The organism is Halomonas sp. 3D7M, assembly GCF_014897885.1.
GTDB lineage: Bacteria > Pseudomonadota > Gammaproteobacteria > Pseudomonadales > Halomonadaceae > Vreelandella.
The window spans coordinates 72,002-85,416 of record NZ_JABUZF010000268.1; the positions used below are offsets into that span (position 1 = coordinate 72,002).

At 50.0% G+C, this 13,415-nt stretch carries 16 protein-coding genes; 9 read left to right on the forward strand and 7 right to left on the reverse strand.

All coding sequences use genetic code 11. From position 1 onward, the window contains the following. Positions 1–72 precede the first annotated feature (72 nt). The 3 genes from INT22_RS18255 (at position 73) to INT22_RS18265 (ending at position 1,681) form a co-directional block, all read left to right on the forward strand. Positions 73–750 (forward strand): haloacid dehalogenase type II, encoded by a 678-nt coding sequence (locus INT22_RS18255; RefSeq protein WP_193061780.1) that lies wholly within the window; start codon positions 73–75, stop codon positions 748–750. A gap of 61 nt (positions 751–811) precedes the next feature. Further along, positions 812–1,159 (forward strand): putative quinol monooxygenase, encoded by a 348-nt coding sequence (locus INT22_RS18260; protein WP_193061779.1) that lies wholly within the window; start codon positions 812–814, stop codon positions 1,157–1,159. 54 nt (positions 1,160–1,213) lie between these two features. Then, a complete protein-coding gene (locus INT22_RS18265; protein WP_089039658.1) occupies positions 1,214–1,681 on the forward strand; it encodes an S-ribosylhomocysteine lyase in 468 nt (155 codons plus the stop codon). Positions 1,682–1,871: 190 nt separating this feature from the next. On the opposite strand, the gene INT22_RS18270 is transcribed toward INT22_RS18265, so the two are convergent. Beyond that, entirely contained in the window at positions 1,872–2,579 is a 708-nt protein-coding gene (locus INT22_RS18270; protein WP_193061778.1) for an inorganic diphosphatase, read from the reverse strand. A gap of 76 nt (positions 2,580–2,655) precedes the next feature. Further along, a complete protein-coding gene (locus INT22_RS18275) occupies positions 2,656–3,315 on the reverse strand; it encodes a DUF1826 domain-containing protein (protein WP_193061777.1) in 660 nt (219 codons plus the stop codon). 104 nt (positions 3,316–3,419) lie between these two features. Here INT22_RS18275 and dksA point away from each other — a divergent pair, with 104 nt between their 5' ends. The 5 genes from dksA to INT22_RS18300 all read left to right on the forward strand — a co-directional run bounded on the left by dksA (position 3,420) and on the right by INT22_RS18300 (position 7,811). Then, positions 3,420–3,905 (forward strand): RNA polymerase-binding protein DksA, encoded by a 486-nt coding sequence (gene dksA / locus INT22_RS18280; protein ID WP_193061776.1) that lies wholly within the window; start codon positions 3,420–3,422, stop codon positions 3,903–3,905. Then, on the forward strand, positions 3,905–5,011 hold the full coding sequence (locus INT22_RS18285; RefSeq protein ID WP_193068718.1) for a CobW family GTP-binding protein: 1,107 nt from the start codon (positions 3,905–3,907) through the stop codon (positions 5,009–5,011). The genes dksA and INT22_RS18285 overlap by 1 nt, the downstream gene beginning before the upstream one ends. Beyond that, positions 5,011–5,916, forward strand: coding sequence for a GTP cyclohydrolase FolE2 (folE2, locus tag INT22_RS18290; protein ID WP_193068719.1), 906 nt, complete (start codon positions 5,011–5,013; stop codon positions 5,914–5,916). Before INT22_RS18285 ends, folE2 begins: the two co-directional genes overlap by 1 nt. A gap of 104 nt (positions 5,917–6,020) precedes the next feature. Continuing rightward, entirely contained in the window at positions 6,021–7,058 is a 1,038-nt protein-coding gene (locus INT22_RS18295; protein WP_193061774.1) for a CNNM domain-containing protein, read from the forward strand. 102 nt (positions 7,059–7,160) lie between these two features. Continuing rightward, positions 7,161–7,811, forward strand: a complete 651-nt coding sequence (locus INT22_RS18300) for a peroxiredoxin (RefSeq protein ID WP_095604014.1) — start codon at positions 7,161–7,163, stop codon at positions 7,809–7,811. A gap of 72 nt (positions 7,812–7,883) precedes the next feature. Here INT22_RS18300 and INT22_RS18305 read toward each other — a convergent pair whose 3' ends face one another. The 5 genes from INT22_RS18305 to INT22_RS18325 all read right to left on the reverse strand — a co-directional run bounded on the left by INT22_RS18305 (position 7,884) and on the right by INT22_RS18325 (position 11,845). Beyond that, positions 7,884–9,143 (reverse strand): PAS domain-containing methyl-accepting chemotaxis protein, encoded by a 1,260-nt coding sequence (locus INT22_RS18305; RefSeq protein WP_193068720.1) that lies wholly within the window; start codon positions 9,141–9,143, stop codon positions 7,884–7,886. Positions 9,144–9,266: 123 nt separating this feature from the next. Continuing rightward, positions 9,267–9,950 (reverse strand): DUF3047 domain-containing protein, encoded by a 684-nt coding sequence (locus INT22_RS18310; RefSeq protein ID WP_089039650.1) that lies wholly within the window; start codon positions 9,948–9,950, stop codon positions 9,267–9,269. Beyond that, positions 9,937–10,152 carry a zf-HC2 domain-containing protein gene (locus tag INT22_RS18315; protein ID WP_193061771.1) on the reverse strand — a complete coding sequence of 72 codons (216 nt, stop codon included), beginning with the start codon at positions 10,150–10,152 and terminating at the stop codon, positions 9,937–9,939. Before INT22_RS18315 ends, INT22_RS18310 begins: the two co-directional genes overlap by 14 nt. A gap of 12 nt (positions 10,153–10,164) precedes the next feature. Continuing rightward, positions 10,165–10,734 (reverse strand): sigma-70 family RNA polymerase sigma factor, encoded by a 570-nt coding sequence (locus INT22_RS18320; protein ID WP_089039648.1) that lies wholly within the window; start codon positions 10,732–10,734, stop codon positions 10,165–10,167. A gap of 97 nt (positions 10,735–10,831) precedes the next feature. Further along, entirely contained in the window at positions 10,832–11,845 is a 1,014-nt protein-coding gene (locus tag INT22_RS18325) for an isocitrate dehydrogenase (protein WP_125750946.1), read from the reverse strand. A gap of 529 nt (positions 11,846–12,374) precedes the next feature. On the opposite strand from INT22_RS18325, the gene INT22_RS18330 reads away from it, so the two are divergent. Further along, on the forward strand, positions 12,375–13,415 hold a 1,041-nt coding region (locus INT22_RS18330), incomplete at its 3' end, for a SulP family inorganic anion transporter (protein WP_226912888.1).

The window sequence follows — 13,415 nt, forward strand, 5'->3', positions numbered from 1 at the left end:
AGGGCAGCTATGCTAAATGCATGAGATCACCTATCTCCCACCATTATCCGACCCATCAGGCTAGGAGTTATCATGCAACCGGTACTTGCTTTTGATGTATACGGCACGCTCATTGATACCCAAGGGGTAACGGTTGAGCTGGAGCGCCGCCTCAGTGACGCAGCCATCGCTGGGGATTTTGCTAAGCGCTGGCGGGAAAAACAGCTGGAATACAGCTTTCGCCATGGTTTGATGGGAGCCTATGTGCCGTTTTCGGAGTGTATCCGGGAGGCATTAGTGTTCACTGATCGTGCGATGCAAAGCGGTCTTTCTGATAATGACCATGACCACTTAATGGCGGTTTATGCAGAGTTACCTGCATTCCCAGATGTGCTGCCTGCCCTAGATCAACTACGTGATGCTGGAATTCGCTGCGTGGCGTTTTCTAACGGCACTCAAGAAGCTGTCACTAAGCTACTGGCCCGCGCAGGCGTGGAAAACCACATGGATGCGGTGGTAAGTGTTGATGACGTTAAGCGCTTCAAGCCTGATCCTGCGGTATACGCTTACTTACGCGCATGTTTAGAAGCACGCCCAGAACATACCTGGCTGATTTCCAGTAATCCTTTTGATGTGATTGGAGCAACGCATGCAGGTTTACATAGCGCCTGGGTGCGCCGTCACCCTGATGCGCCCTTCGACCCCTGGGGAGGAGAGCCGGATATGACAGTGCCTGATTTGGAAATGCTGGCTGAACGAATGAGCCGTTAGGTTGTTAACCCACACCGACAAGCCGCATAATGATGCCAACTTAATCGCTTAGGATATGACCATGTCGGAAAAAATTTACTGTATCGCCAGCTTTAAGCCCAAAGCGGGAAAAGAAGAAGCGGTATTTAAAGCGCTGCAGTCTTTAGAGCCAAACACCCATCGCGAAGATGCTTGTATTCACTACACTGTGACTCGGCAAATCGACAATCCGTTTGCCCAGGGCACTAGCCACCCGATCGTGTTTCATGAAATCTGGGCCAGCCGAGAAGAGTTTGAAGCCCACTGTCAGCGCAAAGAGATACAAGATTTTTTCGCTAAGCACGTCGAGTCACCCGACGGCGATATTGAAGATGCCAACGTGTGTGTTTATACCGACGAGCCGTGGAATTTCGACGCTCCCAAGGTGTGAAAAGCAGTAACGGTGTAGAATAAGTAAGCGTTGTACCTAGATGACGGAGCCAACATGACTGAAAAGAAAATGAACGTCGAAAGCTTTAACTTGGACCATACCAAGGTAAAAGCACCTTACGTGCGTTTGGCCGATATTAAAGAAGGCCAAAATGGCGACCGTATCCACAAGTATGATCTGCGTATTTGTCAGCCCAACAAAGAGCACATGGAGATGCCTGCGCTGCACTCCCTGGAGCATCTGATGGCTGAAATGTCGCGTAATCACACCGATAAAGTGGTTGATATCAGCCCGATGGGTTGCCAAACCGGTTTTTATATCGCGATGATTAACCACGACGATTATGACGGCGTGCTAAGCATTATCGAGCAAACGCTCAACGATGTGCTGACTGCCACGGAAGTACCCGCCTGTAATGAGATGCAGTGCGGCTGGGCCGCCAGTCACAGCCTGGAAGGTGCCCAAGCGCTAGCCAAAGGCTTGCTGGCTAAGCGCAGTGAGTGGACTGACGTATTTGCTTAACCAGTAAATGAAAGCATGCAATATCAGCAATACGCCTCCTTACTGGGGGCGTTTTAGTGTTGGGTCATTAACCAATGGCAAACGCCCAATAACGTTAAGCATGGGGAAAAAAGGCATAGAACATCACTGCTCTATCAATAGAACAGTGATGTTTAAACAGTTTAAAATACGGCGGTTTGATTCAATCAGATTATTGCGTGGCTGAAAAATTCTCAGCAGCTGCTGCTAGTACGGCTAACGCTGACTCGGCGTCTTCAAACCCAAGACCTTCCATACCACCGTCAGGGCCTTTGTAATTCGCGAACCAGATATCAACAATCTGGCTAACACCAGGGAACTCACTATCGAGTTGCTGCATGCTTTCAATATGGGCAAACGGTGAATCCTGGGTAAGTACTGCCACCAGTTTGTCGTCTTGCTCGCCGTCGTCTAACATTTTTAAAACGCCAATAACACGTACATCAACGACTTCACCGCGCGGTAACGCTTGGCCTAAGACGATGACATCGAGTGGGTCACCGTCACCGCCTAGTTCTTTGGGCAGGGCAGTACCCGGAATGGCGCCATAATTGCCTGGATAACCCAGGTAATTTACAATGCGCGGCTCGCCGTCTTTATACTCCCAATAAACCGCGTTCGGGTCCTCTTTGCTAACTTCCCATTTGGCAGACGTGCCTGTGGGTATTTCGATAATGGCGTTGGCATAACCGTTGCTGTTAATGGCATCCATCGCCATTAAATCGTCATCACCGGCAATGGTGAAATCATCTTTTAGGGTCATGTCTGAGGTATAGGGCGTTGTGTCAGAAAAGGCTAGATTGCCTAATGACTCAGCATACGCCGTCGACGTTAACATCGAGATGCTTATTACACCTGCCAGCAGTAGTTTGTTATCCATGACCATTCCCGTAAGCGATTTAATTCGATAAATCCTATCAGGGGGGAGTGACGAATTAGTGACAGGGGTAAGTCGATCAAGCGGGGTCTATCGTTAGCAATAGCCGCTTTTGACCTGCCTCCAAAGAGGGGCTGCGGTGCACTAAGCCATGCTCTTCACAGCCCACCCAACCGCTGCCTTTTAGCAACGCGATATCACCGGCATGCAACCGCTGAATGGCGCTTGGGTCGCTGATAATCTCGGGGCGATCAGGTGTTGGCGCACCCAGCCCCGCGCGATTAAGCGCATTTTCAGGTAACCATTCGCTACCCGGGCCGACATAGGTGGTCACTAAACGTACCGGCAAGTTGTCGCAGTGAAAACGTGGGCACATCGCCGCTGTTAATAAGCGTAGACGAATGCCCACGGTATCGGTATCAAACAGGAATGCGATGGCTTCAGCAGCGGTTGCGATATCGTCAACCAGCGCATCTCCTGCTGAGGGCTCTGGTAGCTTGCGACGCAAGTCATTTTTAAAGTCATCTGTCGGGCTGCCAAGCCATGCGTACTGCCAGTCGCGCGATGTCTGGCTCTGTGCGTTTGCGCTAAGCGCCACATCGGCGGGCAGAGCGCGGTGCAGAATAGCGATGTTAATCTGCTCTTCAAATATACGCGGAAGCACGCTGATGTCGGTATCCAGTGCGGCGTGTTGTGGTAGTCGCCAAGAGACTGCTTGATGAGAGTGTGGAGTGGGCATGTAGGTCTCCTGTTACGTTTAGCAGTGCATTAGCATTGAGAAAGGTTAGGTCGCAGAGCTTTATTTGTTATGTTATAACGTTTTTATCAAAAGGAGTCTAACCATTGCAACCCGATATCACTCAGTCAGTAACTGCCAGAACAGACAGTGGCGCTGAATTCCCAGATGCAAAAAAAGCTGAGGAGGCTCTGCTGTTGGCCTCATCAGAGGACGAGTACATGAATGCCGCGCAGCTTGCTTTTTTTCGTCGGCGGCTTTTAAACGAGCGAGCGGAACTTGAAGCGCATTTAAGCGAGGTGAAAACGGCTATCGCCTCTCATGAGAGGGATAGCGACGAGGCTGACCAGGCCTCGTTTGAGGAGGAGCTGCGGTTGTCACTTCGCCAAGCAGATCGCGAAAGTCGGTTGATCACTAATATCGATGCAGCCTTACAGCGCATCGAAAATGGCGAATACGGCTTCTGTGAAGAAACTGGCGAGCCAATTGGTCTTCAACGGCTACTTTTTCGTCCCACGGCAAAGCTTTGCATTGAGGCAAAGGAGCGCCAGGAGCGTAAAGAGCACCATTTCCGCAAGGCACGGGGGGAGTGATGCAGTTCTCCACGCTGACACCGGTTAACGTACTGACCGGATTTTTAGGGAGCGGTAAGACAACGTTACTCAATAGCTGGGTACGCCAAGCGTCAATGCAAAACACGCTGATCGTAATTAATGAGTTTGGTGATATTGGACTAGATCATCAACTGATTACCCAGAGTGATGAGCAAGCGGTGGTGGAGATGAGCAGCGGCTGTTTGTGCTGCACATTGAGGGGAGACTTAAGCCGTACGCTAAAGCAGGCTATTGATTCGCTGTTGGCAGAGGGAAAACCAGCACCTTCCCGTGTTGTGATTGAAACCACGGGACTGGCCGATCCCGCCCCTATTTTACAGCTGTTAATGACCGATCATTGGCTTGCCCACCGTTTCCAGTTGGATAGCGTGGTGTGCTGTGTTGATGCCGCGAACGGTGAGGCAACGTTGCAGGCGCATCGTGAGTCACAGCGCCAGATTGCGATAGCTGACCGATTACTCATCACCAAAACTGACCTGGTCGACGAAGTTTGCTTAGCGCCACTGGCTAACCAACTGGCGTCTATCAATCCCGCCGCAGAGCAGTGGCAGGTGGTGAACGGTAATCTTTCGCCTGAATTGTTGGTAGGCGCAGGGCTTTTTCGTCGGGATTCTCAACGACACCAGGTGGAGCAGTGGCTGAAGTCAGCACGTTACAGCGTTATCCATGCTGAAGATGTTAAGCACGAGGGGGAGCAGCAGGGCGACAGTAACGCTGCTTTTGTGCAGCCCACTAGCCAGCCAACGTTGACTCGCCATGGGGAGAATATCAATGCGTTTTGTTTTTGCGTTGAGGAATTAATTACCCCAGACGCTTTGGAAAACTGGCTGGATCTATTGATGTCGTTGATGGGCGAGAAAATGCTACGCATTAAAGCGATTGTGCACCTTACCGACCGTGATGAACCGCTCGCGCTGCACGGCGTCCAGCACATTTTCCACCCGCCGACGCCTCTGCCGATGCAGTGTGTTAATGACCGCATTTCTCGGTTTGTCTTCATTACTCAAAATGTCGCGCCTGCCACTGTGGCGCAGCTTTATCGTTATTTCACACCCTTTAACTCATCAACGAACGAGGCAATTTAATGACGGCTTTTACTTTACCCGATATTGCCCAACAACCTGCCCGTTTACCGGGCACGCTTTCCTGGGTTGGTATGGAAGGCGTGGCCCTGCCAGTAAGGCTGGCGGGGAGCCAAGTAAACGCTAATGTGTCAGCGGTAAACGCTAATGTGTCAGCGGGCGTTAGCCTTGAAGAAGCCGGTGCTCGCGGTATCCACATGTCACGGCTGTATACCGCATTGGATGCATTAGAGCACCAGGCGCTAACGCCCACGTTACTTCATCGTGTTCTTGCGGCTTTTTTGGAGAGTCACCACGCATTATCAGAAAACGCTTACCTAACGTTCAGTGGGGAGGCATTACTTAAACGTGACGCGCTGATCAGCCCTTTGTCAGGTTGGAAAGGCTATCCGTTTACACTGCACAGCCAGCTCACACCGTCAGGTTTCAAGGTGGAGCTAGACATATCCGTTGGTTACTCCTCAACTTGCCCCTGCTCAGCGGCATTAGCAAGACAGCTAATTCAGCAAGCGTTTGCGGAAGATTTTGAAGAGATTCCCTTAACCAAGCAGGCCGTACTCGCGTGGCTAGGCAGCGAGGAAGGGGTACTCGCCACTCCACATGGTCAGCGCAGTGTTGCCCACTGTTCCATACGGCTGGCAGGAAACGATGACATACCGCTTGCTGACCTTATTGAGCGTATTGAGAACGCCCTGGGGACAGCGTTACAGACAGCTGTTAAACGTATTGATGAGCAGGCATTTGCGCTCGCCAATGGTCAGAATCTGATGTTCTGTGAAGATGCCGCCAAACGTCTGGATGGAGCGCTTAGAAAGATGGCTGATATTTCAGGGTTCCAGCTAAAGGTAGTTCACGCAGAAAGTTTACATGCCCACGATGCAGTGGCGAGAAGTGAGTGGCAGTGGTGATAAATATTGTTTGCTGGCTGTAAGAGAATAAACATGTGTTTATGCATTGACACCAAGCAGTCGTGGCCTTATATACGATGCATCATCCATCACTATGAGCTCCCATGTTCCTTCTTATCACGATTGCTACCCTTTCAATCGCGTTCTCTTTTCTGTGCTCTATCCTTGAAGCAGCGTTGCTGTCTATTACGCCGAGCTATATCGCCAAGCAAAAAGAAGATAATCCCAAGCTTCATGTAGCGCTGACGAAGCTAAAAACCAATATTGATCGGCCGTTGGCCGCGATCTTAACGCTTAACACCATTGCGCATACTGTCGGTGCAACGGCAGTGGGGGCGCAGGCCGCGGTCGTGTTTGGCGAAGCCTCTATTGCCATTGTGTCTGCCGTCATGACCATGCTGATTTTAATTCTTTCTGAAATCATTCCCAAAACGATTGGTGCTACCTATTGGCGAGGTCTATCACCGATGTTGCCACGGTTACTGAACCCAATGATCATTGGGTTGCTGCCGTTTATCTGGATGTCTGAACAGATTACGCGCCGCTTAGGAAAGTCGGAGCATGATGTTGACTTGCGCGATGAAATTAAAGTGTTGGCGCGGGTAGGTTTAGAAGAGCAAGTGTTGGATGCGGATGAGTCACGCACCATTATTAACATGCTGAATTTGCATGAAATTGCGGTCAATAAAGCGATGACGCCCCGTACTGTCTGTGAAACGGTATTGCCTAACATGATGGTCAAGGAGTTTGACGAGCAGTATGGCAAAATGCCATTCACGCGTTTCCCTGTGATGGATAACGGTGAGCAGGCATTTGGTTATGTGCACAAGGCCGATATGTATCACGCCGATGATGCCAAAACCATGCGCGAGCTGATGCACCCAATTGGTAGTGTCGAAGTATCGAACAATGTCGAGCAGGTGTTTACATCAATGTTGAAGGATCACCTGCACATGCGGGTGGTTTATGATGAACACGGCACCTTTGTGGGCCTTATCACCCTAGAAGACATCATTGAGACGATATTAGGTCAAGATATTGTCGATGAAACCGACAGTGTGGCGAACTTGCGCCACTATGCAAAACAGCGCTGGGTAAAGCGCATCAAGCGGGAAGAGAAAGACGCCACGTCGCTGGATTGAGCATAGCAAATGTTTCACTGCTATAGCGCGAAACGTTCTATAGTGAAGGCGTTGAAAGTCATATAAGGTATTAAGGTCACTTGACCCTAATGAGGAGGAACGATGTCATTACGTATCAATGCGGTAGTGCCTGATTTCGAAGCAGAAACTAGCCAAGGCCCGATTCATTTCCACGACTGGATCGGTGATAGCTGGGCGATCCTCTTTTCTCACCCTAAAGATTTCACCCCGGTCTGCACTACAGAGTTCGGCGCAGTGGCAACGCTGAGCCCCGAATGGGAAAAGCGCGGCACCAAAGTTATTGGCGTCTCTGTGGATGGCGTTGAAGACCACAAACGCTGGGCAAGCGATATCGAGAAAGTTTGCGGCAATAAGGTTGGCTTCCCCATTATTGCCGATGAAGGCCTAAAGGTTTCCAAACTGTTCGATATGCTGCCAGAAGATGCTTATCTGCCAGATGGCCGCACCCCCGCCGATAGCGCAACGGTACGCTCGGTGTTCATTATCGGGCCGGATAAGCAGTTGAAGCTATCGATGACCTACCCGATGACGGTTGGCCGTAATTTCGCAGAAATTCTGCGTGCGCTGGATGCACTGCAAGCCACGGCAAAACATGGCGTTGCAACGCCTGCTGACTGGACAGTTGGTCAGGACGTTATTATTCCGCCGAGCGTGTCTGATGAAGATGCTAAGCAGAAGTTCGGTGAATTTGACGCTGTTCTGCCGTACCTGCGTAAAACGAAATTGCGCTAATAAGTTAACGCTACCTCGTTTTAAGACTAAAAAACTCGCCATAAACATGGCGAGTTTTTTCTTATCAAGGTGCTAAAGAGAGAGTCGTTCGATAGAGTGAGAAACACTCTGCGCGCCTTGCAAAATTTCGCTCACAATTGACTCTATTTCTTTAACACTCGTTTGACTGCTTTCACCTTGCTTGACCACTTGCTGCATTGCCTGGGTGGTGCGGGCGACAAGTGCATTATTTTCTTTTAGGACTCGAGTGATTTCGCTCACCGCTTCACTTGATCCTTTGGCTAATTGGCGTACCTCATTTGCTACTACAGCAAATCCACGGCCCTGTTCACCTGCTCTTGCTGCTTCCACCGCGGCATTTAATGAAAGCAAGTTTGTTTGGCTGGCAATTTGCGCGATTGATGCAGTGATTTTGTTAATCTGTTCCGCTTGTTGGTTTAGTGCAGTGATTAGTTGCTGTGCTTCGTTGAGCGTATGGGCGGCATGTTGTGAGTCGGAAAGCACCGTTTGCAAGTGGGTTAACCCATTTTGAGCAATTCGCTCGGTTTGGCTAGACGATGCTTGGGCGCTGCTTACTGTGGCTTTAGCAGCTTCAGTTGCCAGCATTGCTTGAGTAATATCGGTAGCAAACTTAACGACCTTTACCACCTTACCCTCGTCATCAAAGATAGGGTTATAAGTAGCTTCCAGCCAAACGGCGCCTCCTTTGGCATTTAGGCGTAAGAACTTACCCTGCTTATACTCCCCTTGGCTTAAGCGTTGCCAGAAATCTGAGTGTTCTCGGTAAAAATCGTTATCGCAGAACAGTCGATGATGTTCGCCACGAAGTTTGTGCAGAGGATAGCCCATTACTTGTTCAAAATTAGTATTGGCATCCAGAATAAAGCCGTCAGTTGTGAATTCAATGACTGCCATTGAGCTATTTAGGGCTTGAAGAATGAAACGTTCGCTAGCGGCGTTTTGGTGCTCTTTGGTCACGTCAGTGGCTACTTTTAAAATCTGTACAACGTTGCCACGACGGTTCTTGATCGGTAAATAGGTAGCCTCAAGCCATACCTCTTCGCCAAGTGCATTCATGCGCCGAAAACGCCCCTGCTGGCTTACACCTGCTGCAAGTGATTTCCAAAAATCATCATATTGACGGTTAGACGTTTCTTCAGGAAAACAAAAAATACGGTGATGCTGCCCCTTAATGTCAGCTAATAAGTACCCCATAGAGGCTAAAAACGACTCACTAGCCTCTTGGATAATGCCTTCCGATGAAAAATAGATACACGCAGTATGTTGGGTTAGGGCGCTACGTAAGGCGTCAGAAGCGAAATATGCGAGCATTGGTAGTCCCTTAAATCTAGTCTGTTGTCACCGAGAATAGGGTGATAGTAGATCAGATCTTAATAAAAGGCACTCTGTTTGTAATGGTTTTGTATAAATAAATGGTATGCTAGCCTTGTTTGACTATTGGGGACATGTAGGGGGAGTGCTAAGGCTAGAAAAGCCTAGTTGGGTAAACCACGCGGTGGCGTTGCCGCCTGTATTATCACCATCACTCATTAAGGCGATACCGTTGACTTGGCTAGGAGCACTGCCAAAAAGAGCTTGGTAGTCAGCACGGACATCGCGTACTTCTGCCACCCATTCCCCAACTGCGCTATTGCCACTTTGCAACGCCATCAGTTGTGCTCGGTCAGTAAAGGCATTTGGCCACGAGGCACCCTGAGGTTGGGTAGAGGACCAGACATAGTTAACCGATTCGACCTGCCAGGGAAGAATCCCTGTCTTGCGAGCCACGTAAACCCGTGCTGGATAGTCATCGCCCGCTTTCGCTGTCTCATCAACGCCCGGATAGATTGAGTCTACTTGCCAGCACCAGTGAAGATAGGGCGTTTCATTTAAATTAATATCGCGTTCCAGGTAGCGTGCAGAGGCCTGGCCCTGAGCATTGGCTTCAAGCACTCGTTGGCCTGATTTCTCAACAATGGAATAGCGTGTTTCGCCTTCGAAGCTTCGGGTAGGCCAGGTCATGATTTGGTTAGGTGTAAAGCGTATCTCTTGCCCGCTAGCGGTTGTAAATAATAACGGGCTAAAAAATAGGCTAGCTAGTGCTGTTCCTTTGATGGGAAAAGCACTAGCGAGGCTCATAACGACCACCGCTTTCTGTCGATTTTTTTGGTACAGCAGGGTGGTGCTCACCAATTTTGTGAAGCAGGTCAAATTGTCGGCTACAGGCGCGGCAGGCGCTGCACATAGAGAGATGTATGCGTAGTGCAGTACGTTCGCGAAAAGTGAGTGCTCTATCTTGCTTAAGTGACATCAAACGTGTTGCTTCACGGCACATTAGCATCTTTATTGGCTCCTACTGAGTCCAGCCGTTATCCAAGCACGCTCTTAACCTTAACCGTGCTCGGTGTAAGATAACCCAGCAGTTAGTTTCTGTTATGTCGAGTTCCTTACAAATATCCTGTGTCGATAATCCCATCAGCTCTCGTAAGGTAAATACGCGCGCGATACTGTCGGGTAGCGCTATTAAACAGGCATCGAACACTTGCCAGAAGCGCTGGTTCTCTAAAATATGCTCAGGTTCTCCCCAGTCGTGCGGGCGGGCGCTGGCCTGCCAATGCCCATTTGATTTGAATAGCCGGTCTAACGTGTCCTCGTCGATTGAGTCATTTAGCGGCTGCCAGCGCCCCTGTTTTTTCTGCTGGCGCAGATGGTCAAGTATCTTAAATTTCAAGATGCCAAATACCCAGGTTTCAAATTCTGAGCGCCCTTCAAATGAACTGGTTTTTTCAAACGCGGTGAGCAACGTTTCCTGAACGGCATCTTCAGCGGCAGCACTCTCTCTAAGCTGCAAGCGTGCAAATGCAAGCAGGCGAGGTCGCATATGGCTGAAGTGTTCGGCAGCTTGCTGTGAGGAGATAGGCAATGTGAGCTTCCCTAAGCTAAGAAAAGTCAGACTTAAAGCTCAAGGATCCCATCACCGCGTAAAATGCGTTGCGGTGACGGGAAAAGCACCTAAACAGTTAAGCGGTTAAGTGCTCTACGAGCGCTTGGGCAAATGTATCGGTTGTGCCGGTGCCGCCCATGTCGGGTGTCACCATATCGCGGCGTGTCTCCAGCACCGCGCGAATTCCGTGACGAATCGCGTCGCCTTTTTCGTTCATGCCTAAGTGATCAAGCATTTGGGCGGCTGCTAACAGCAGGGCGCAAGGGTTGGCGATTTTTTGTCCGGCAATATCCGGTGCTGAACCGTGAACTGCTTCAAAAATAGCAGCCTTTTCGCCGATATTAGCACCGGGCGCCAAGCCTAATCCGCCCACTAGTCCAGCACATAGGTCAGAAAGAATATCGCCAAACAGGTTGGTGGTGACAACGACATCGAACTGGTGCGGATTCATCACTAGCTGCATGCAGGCGTTATCTACAATCATTTCCTGGAATTCGATCTCGGGATACTCTTTGGCGACTTCCCTAGCGACATCCAAAAACAGGCCAGAGCTGGTTTTAATGATGTTAGCTTTATGTACAGCGGTGACTTTTTTACGGCCGTTATTTTTTGCTAGCTCAAACGCATAGCGCACAATGCGTTCGGAACCCTGGCGGGTTACCTTGATGACTGAGATGCCGGTATTGCCATCGTCAATCATCTCTTGGCCATCAGAGAGGTAGGCCCCTTCGGTGTTTTCCCTCACGGTAATCATATCGATATCGTTGTAACGCGAACGCGTGCCGGGGAAGCTAATCGCAGGGCGCACGTTGGCGTATAAGTCAAAATGACGACGCAACTGCACGTTGATGGAGGAGAAACCTTTGCCAATAGGGGTGGTCAGCGGGCCTTTCAGGGCAATACCGTACTTCTCGATGGCATCAAGCGATTCTTGAGGAATCAGCGTACCGTGTTTTTCAAGCGCCGCCAGGCCAGCATCGATAAACTCATAATTCAGGCCGCACTCCAGCGCATCAAGTACGCGCAGGGTGGCATCCATAATTTCGGGGCCGATACCGTCGCCTTTAATCACCGCAATTGACTGACTCATCATCTATTTCTCCTCTTTGGCGGGCATATTCGGCACGTGACTATGTGTGCCGCTTCAACATAAAACGTTGGCAATTGTCATCGTTTCTGGTGGCGCAATGGTACGCCACAATCAGTCGCGAGGTCACCCTGCCTAAGTAGAGGTGGGAGCGTATCAGCGCGTATCACAGTGTGAGCTACCAGAGTGGCGTGAGATGCAATGCGGCTGTGATGCTGTTAGAATGCTGCGCTTTGTCGCACCTTGCTTATTGCAACCGTACAGAATATTACTTATGACTGCATTTACTCACATCTTTTCTGGGCTGATGACTCCGCCCTAAGTAACTCCCTCCTTTATATAAGCGCCATGACGCCTATCGCGTTATGTCGGCGCTTGTGCATCCTATGGCCGTTCATTGGCTATTGATGCTGCCCCGTATCTTCGTGATGCAGCACTGTTTTGACAACCTATTCGCTTAATTGCGCGTTCTCGTTTCACCTCGGTGTGGCGGTAGTGCGTAGTGTTTCACCTTCAACTATGGACTCCCTGAATGGCACTTTTCAGTAAGCAAGAGTGGTTCTCTAACATCAAAGGCGACACGCTCTCAGGCATCGTTGTTGCCCTAGCGCTAATTCCTGAAGCGATTGCATTTTCGATTATTGCGGGCGTTGACCCCAAAGTGGGCCTATACGCCTCGTTTTGTATCGCGGTAGTGATCGCCTTTACTGGTGGTCGCCCGGGTATGATTTCAGCAGCTACCGGTGCGATGGCGCTACTGATGGTTACCTTAGTTCGCGAACATGGCCTGGAGTACTTACTAGCGGCCACGCTATTGACTGGGGTATTACAGATTATCGCAGGCTACTTAAAACTTGCAGAGCTGATGCGTTTTGTATCCCGTTCGGTGGTCACCGGGTTCGTGAATGCCCTAGCGATATTAATCTTCATGGCGCAACTGCCTGAGTTAACTAATGTGACGTGGCATGTGTATGCCATGACGCTAGCAGGCTTAGGCATTATCTATCTCTTCCCGTACTTGCCGGCGATTGGAAAGTCGGTCCCTTCTCCTCTGGTATGCATCGTGGTGCTTACCGGGGTGTATATGGTAAGCGGCATGGATATACGCACGGTAGGTGATATGGGCGAACTGCCCGATACACTGCCAATGTTCTTATGGCCTAGCGTGCCACTTAATTTAGAAACGCTAATGATCATCTTTCCCTACGCCATCATGCTGGCGGTGGTGGGCCTTCTTGAATCTATGATGACAGCCACTATTGTTGATGACTTAACGGATACACCCAGCGATAAAAACCGTGAGTGTAAAGGTCAGGGTATCGCTAATATCGGATCGGGTTTACTGGGCGGTATGGCAGGCTGTGCAATGATTGGTCAGTCAGTCATCAACATAAAATCCGGTGGCAGGACTCGGCTCTCAACGCTTATCGCTGGTGTTGTTCTGTTGTTGATGGTGGTCTTTCTCGCTGATTGGGTCTCGCAGATTCCTATGGCAGCGCTGGTAGCGGTGATGATTATGGTATCGATTGGCACCTTTAGCTGGGAGTCGATTCGCGACCTTAAAAAACATCCG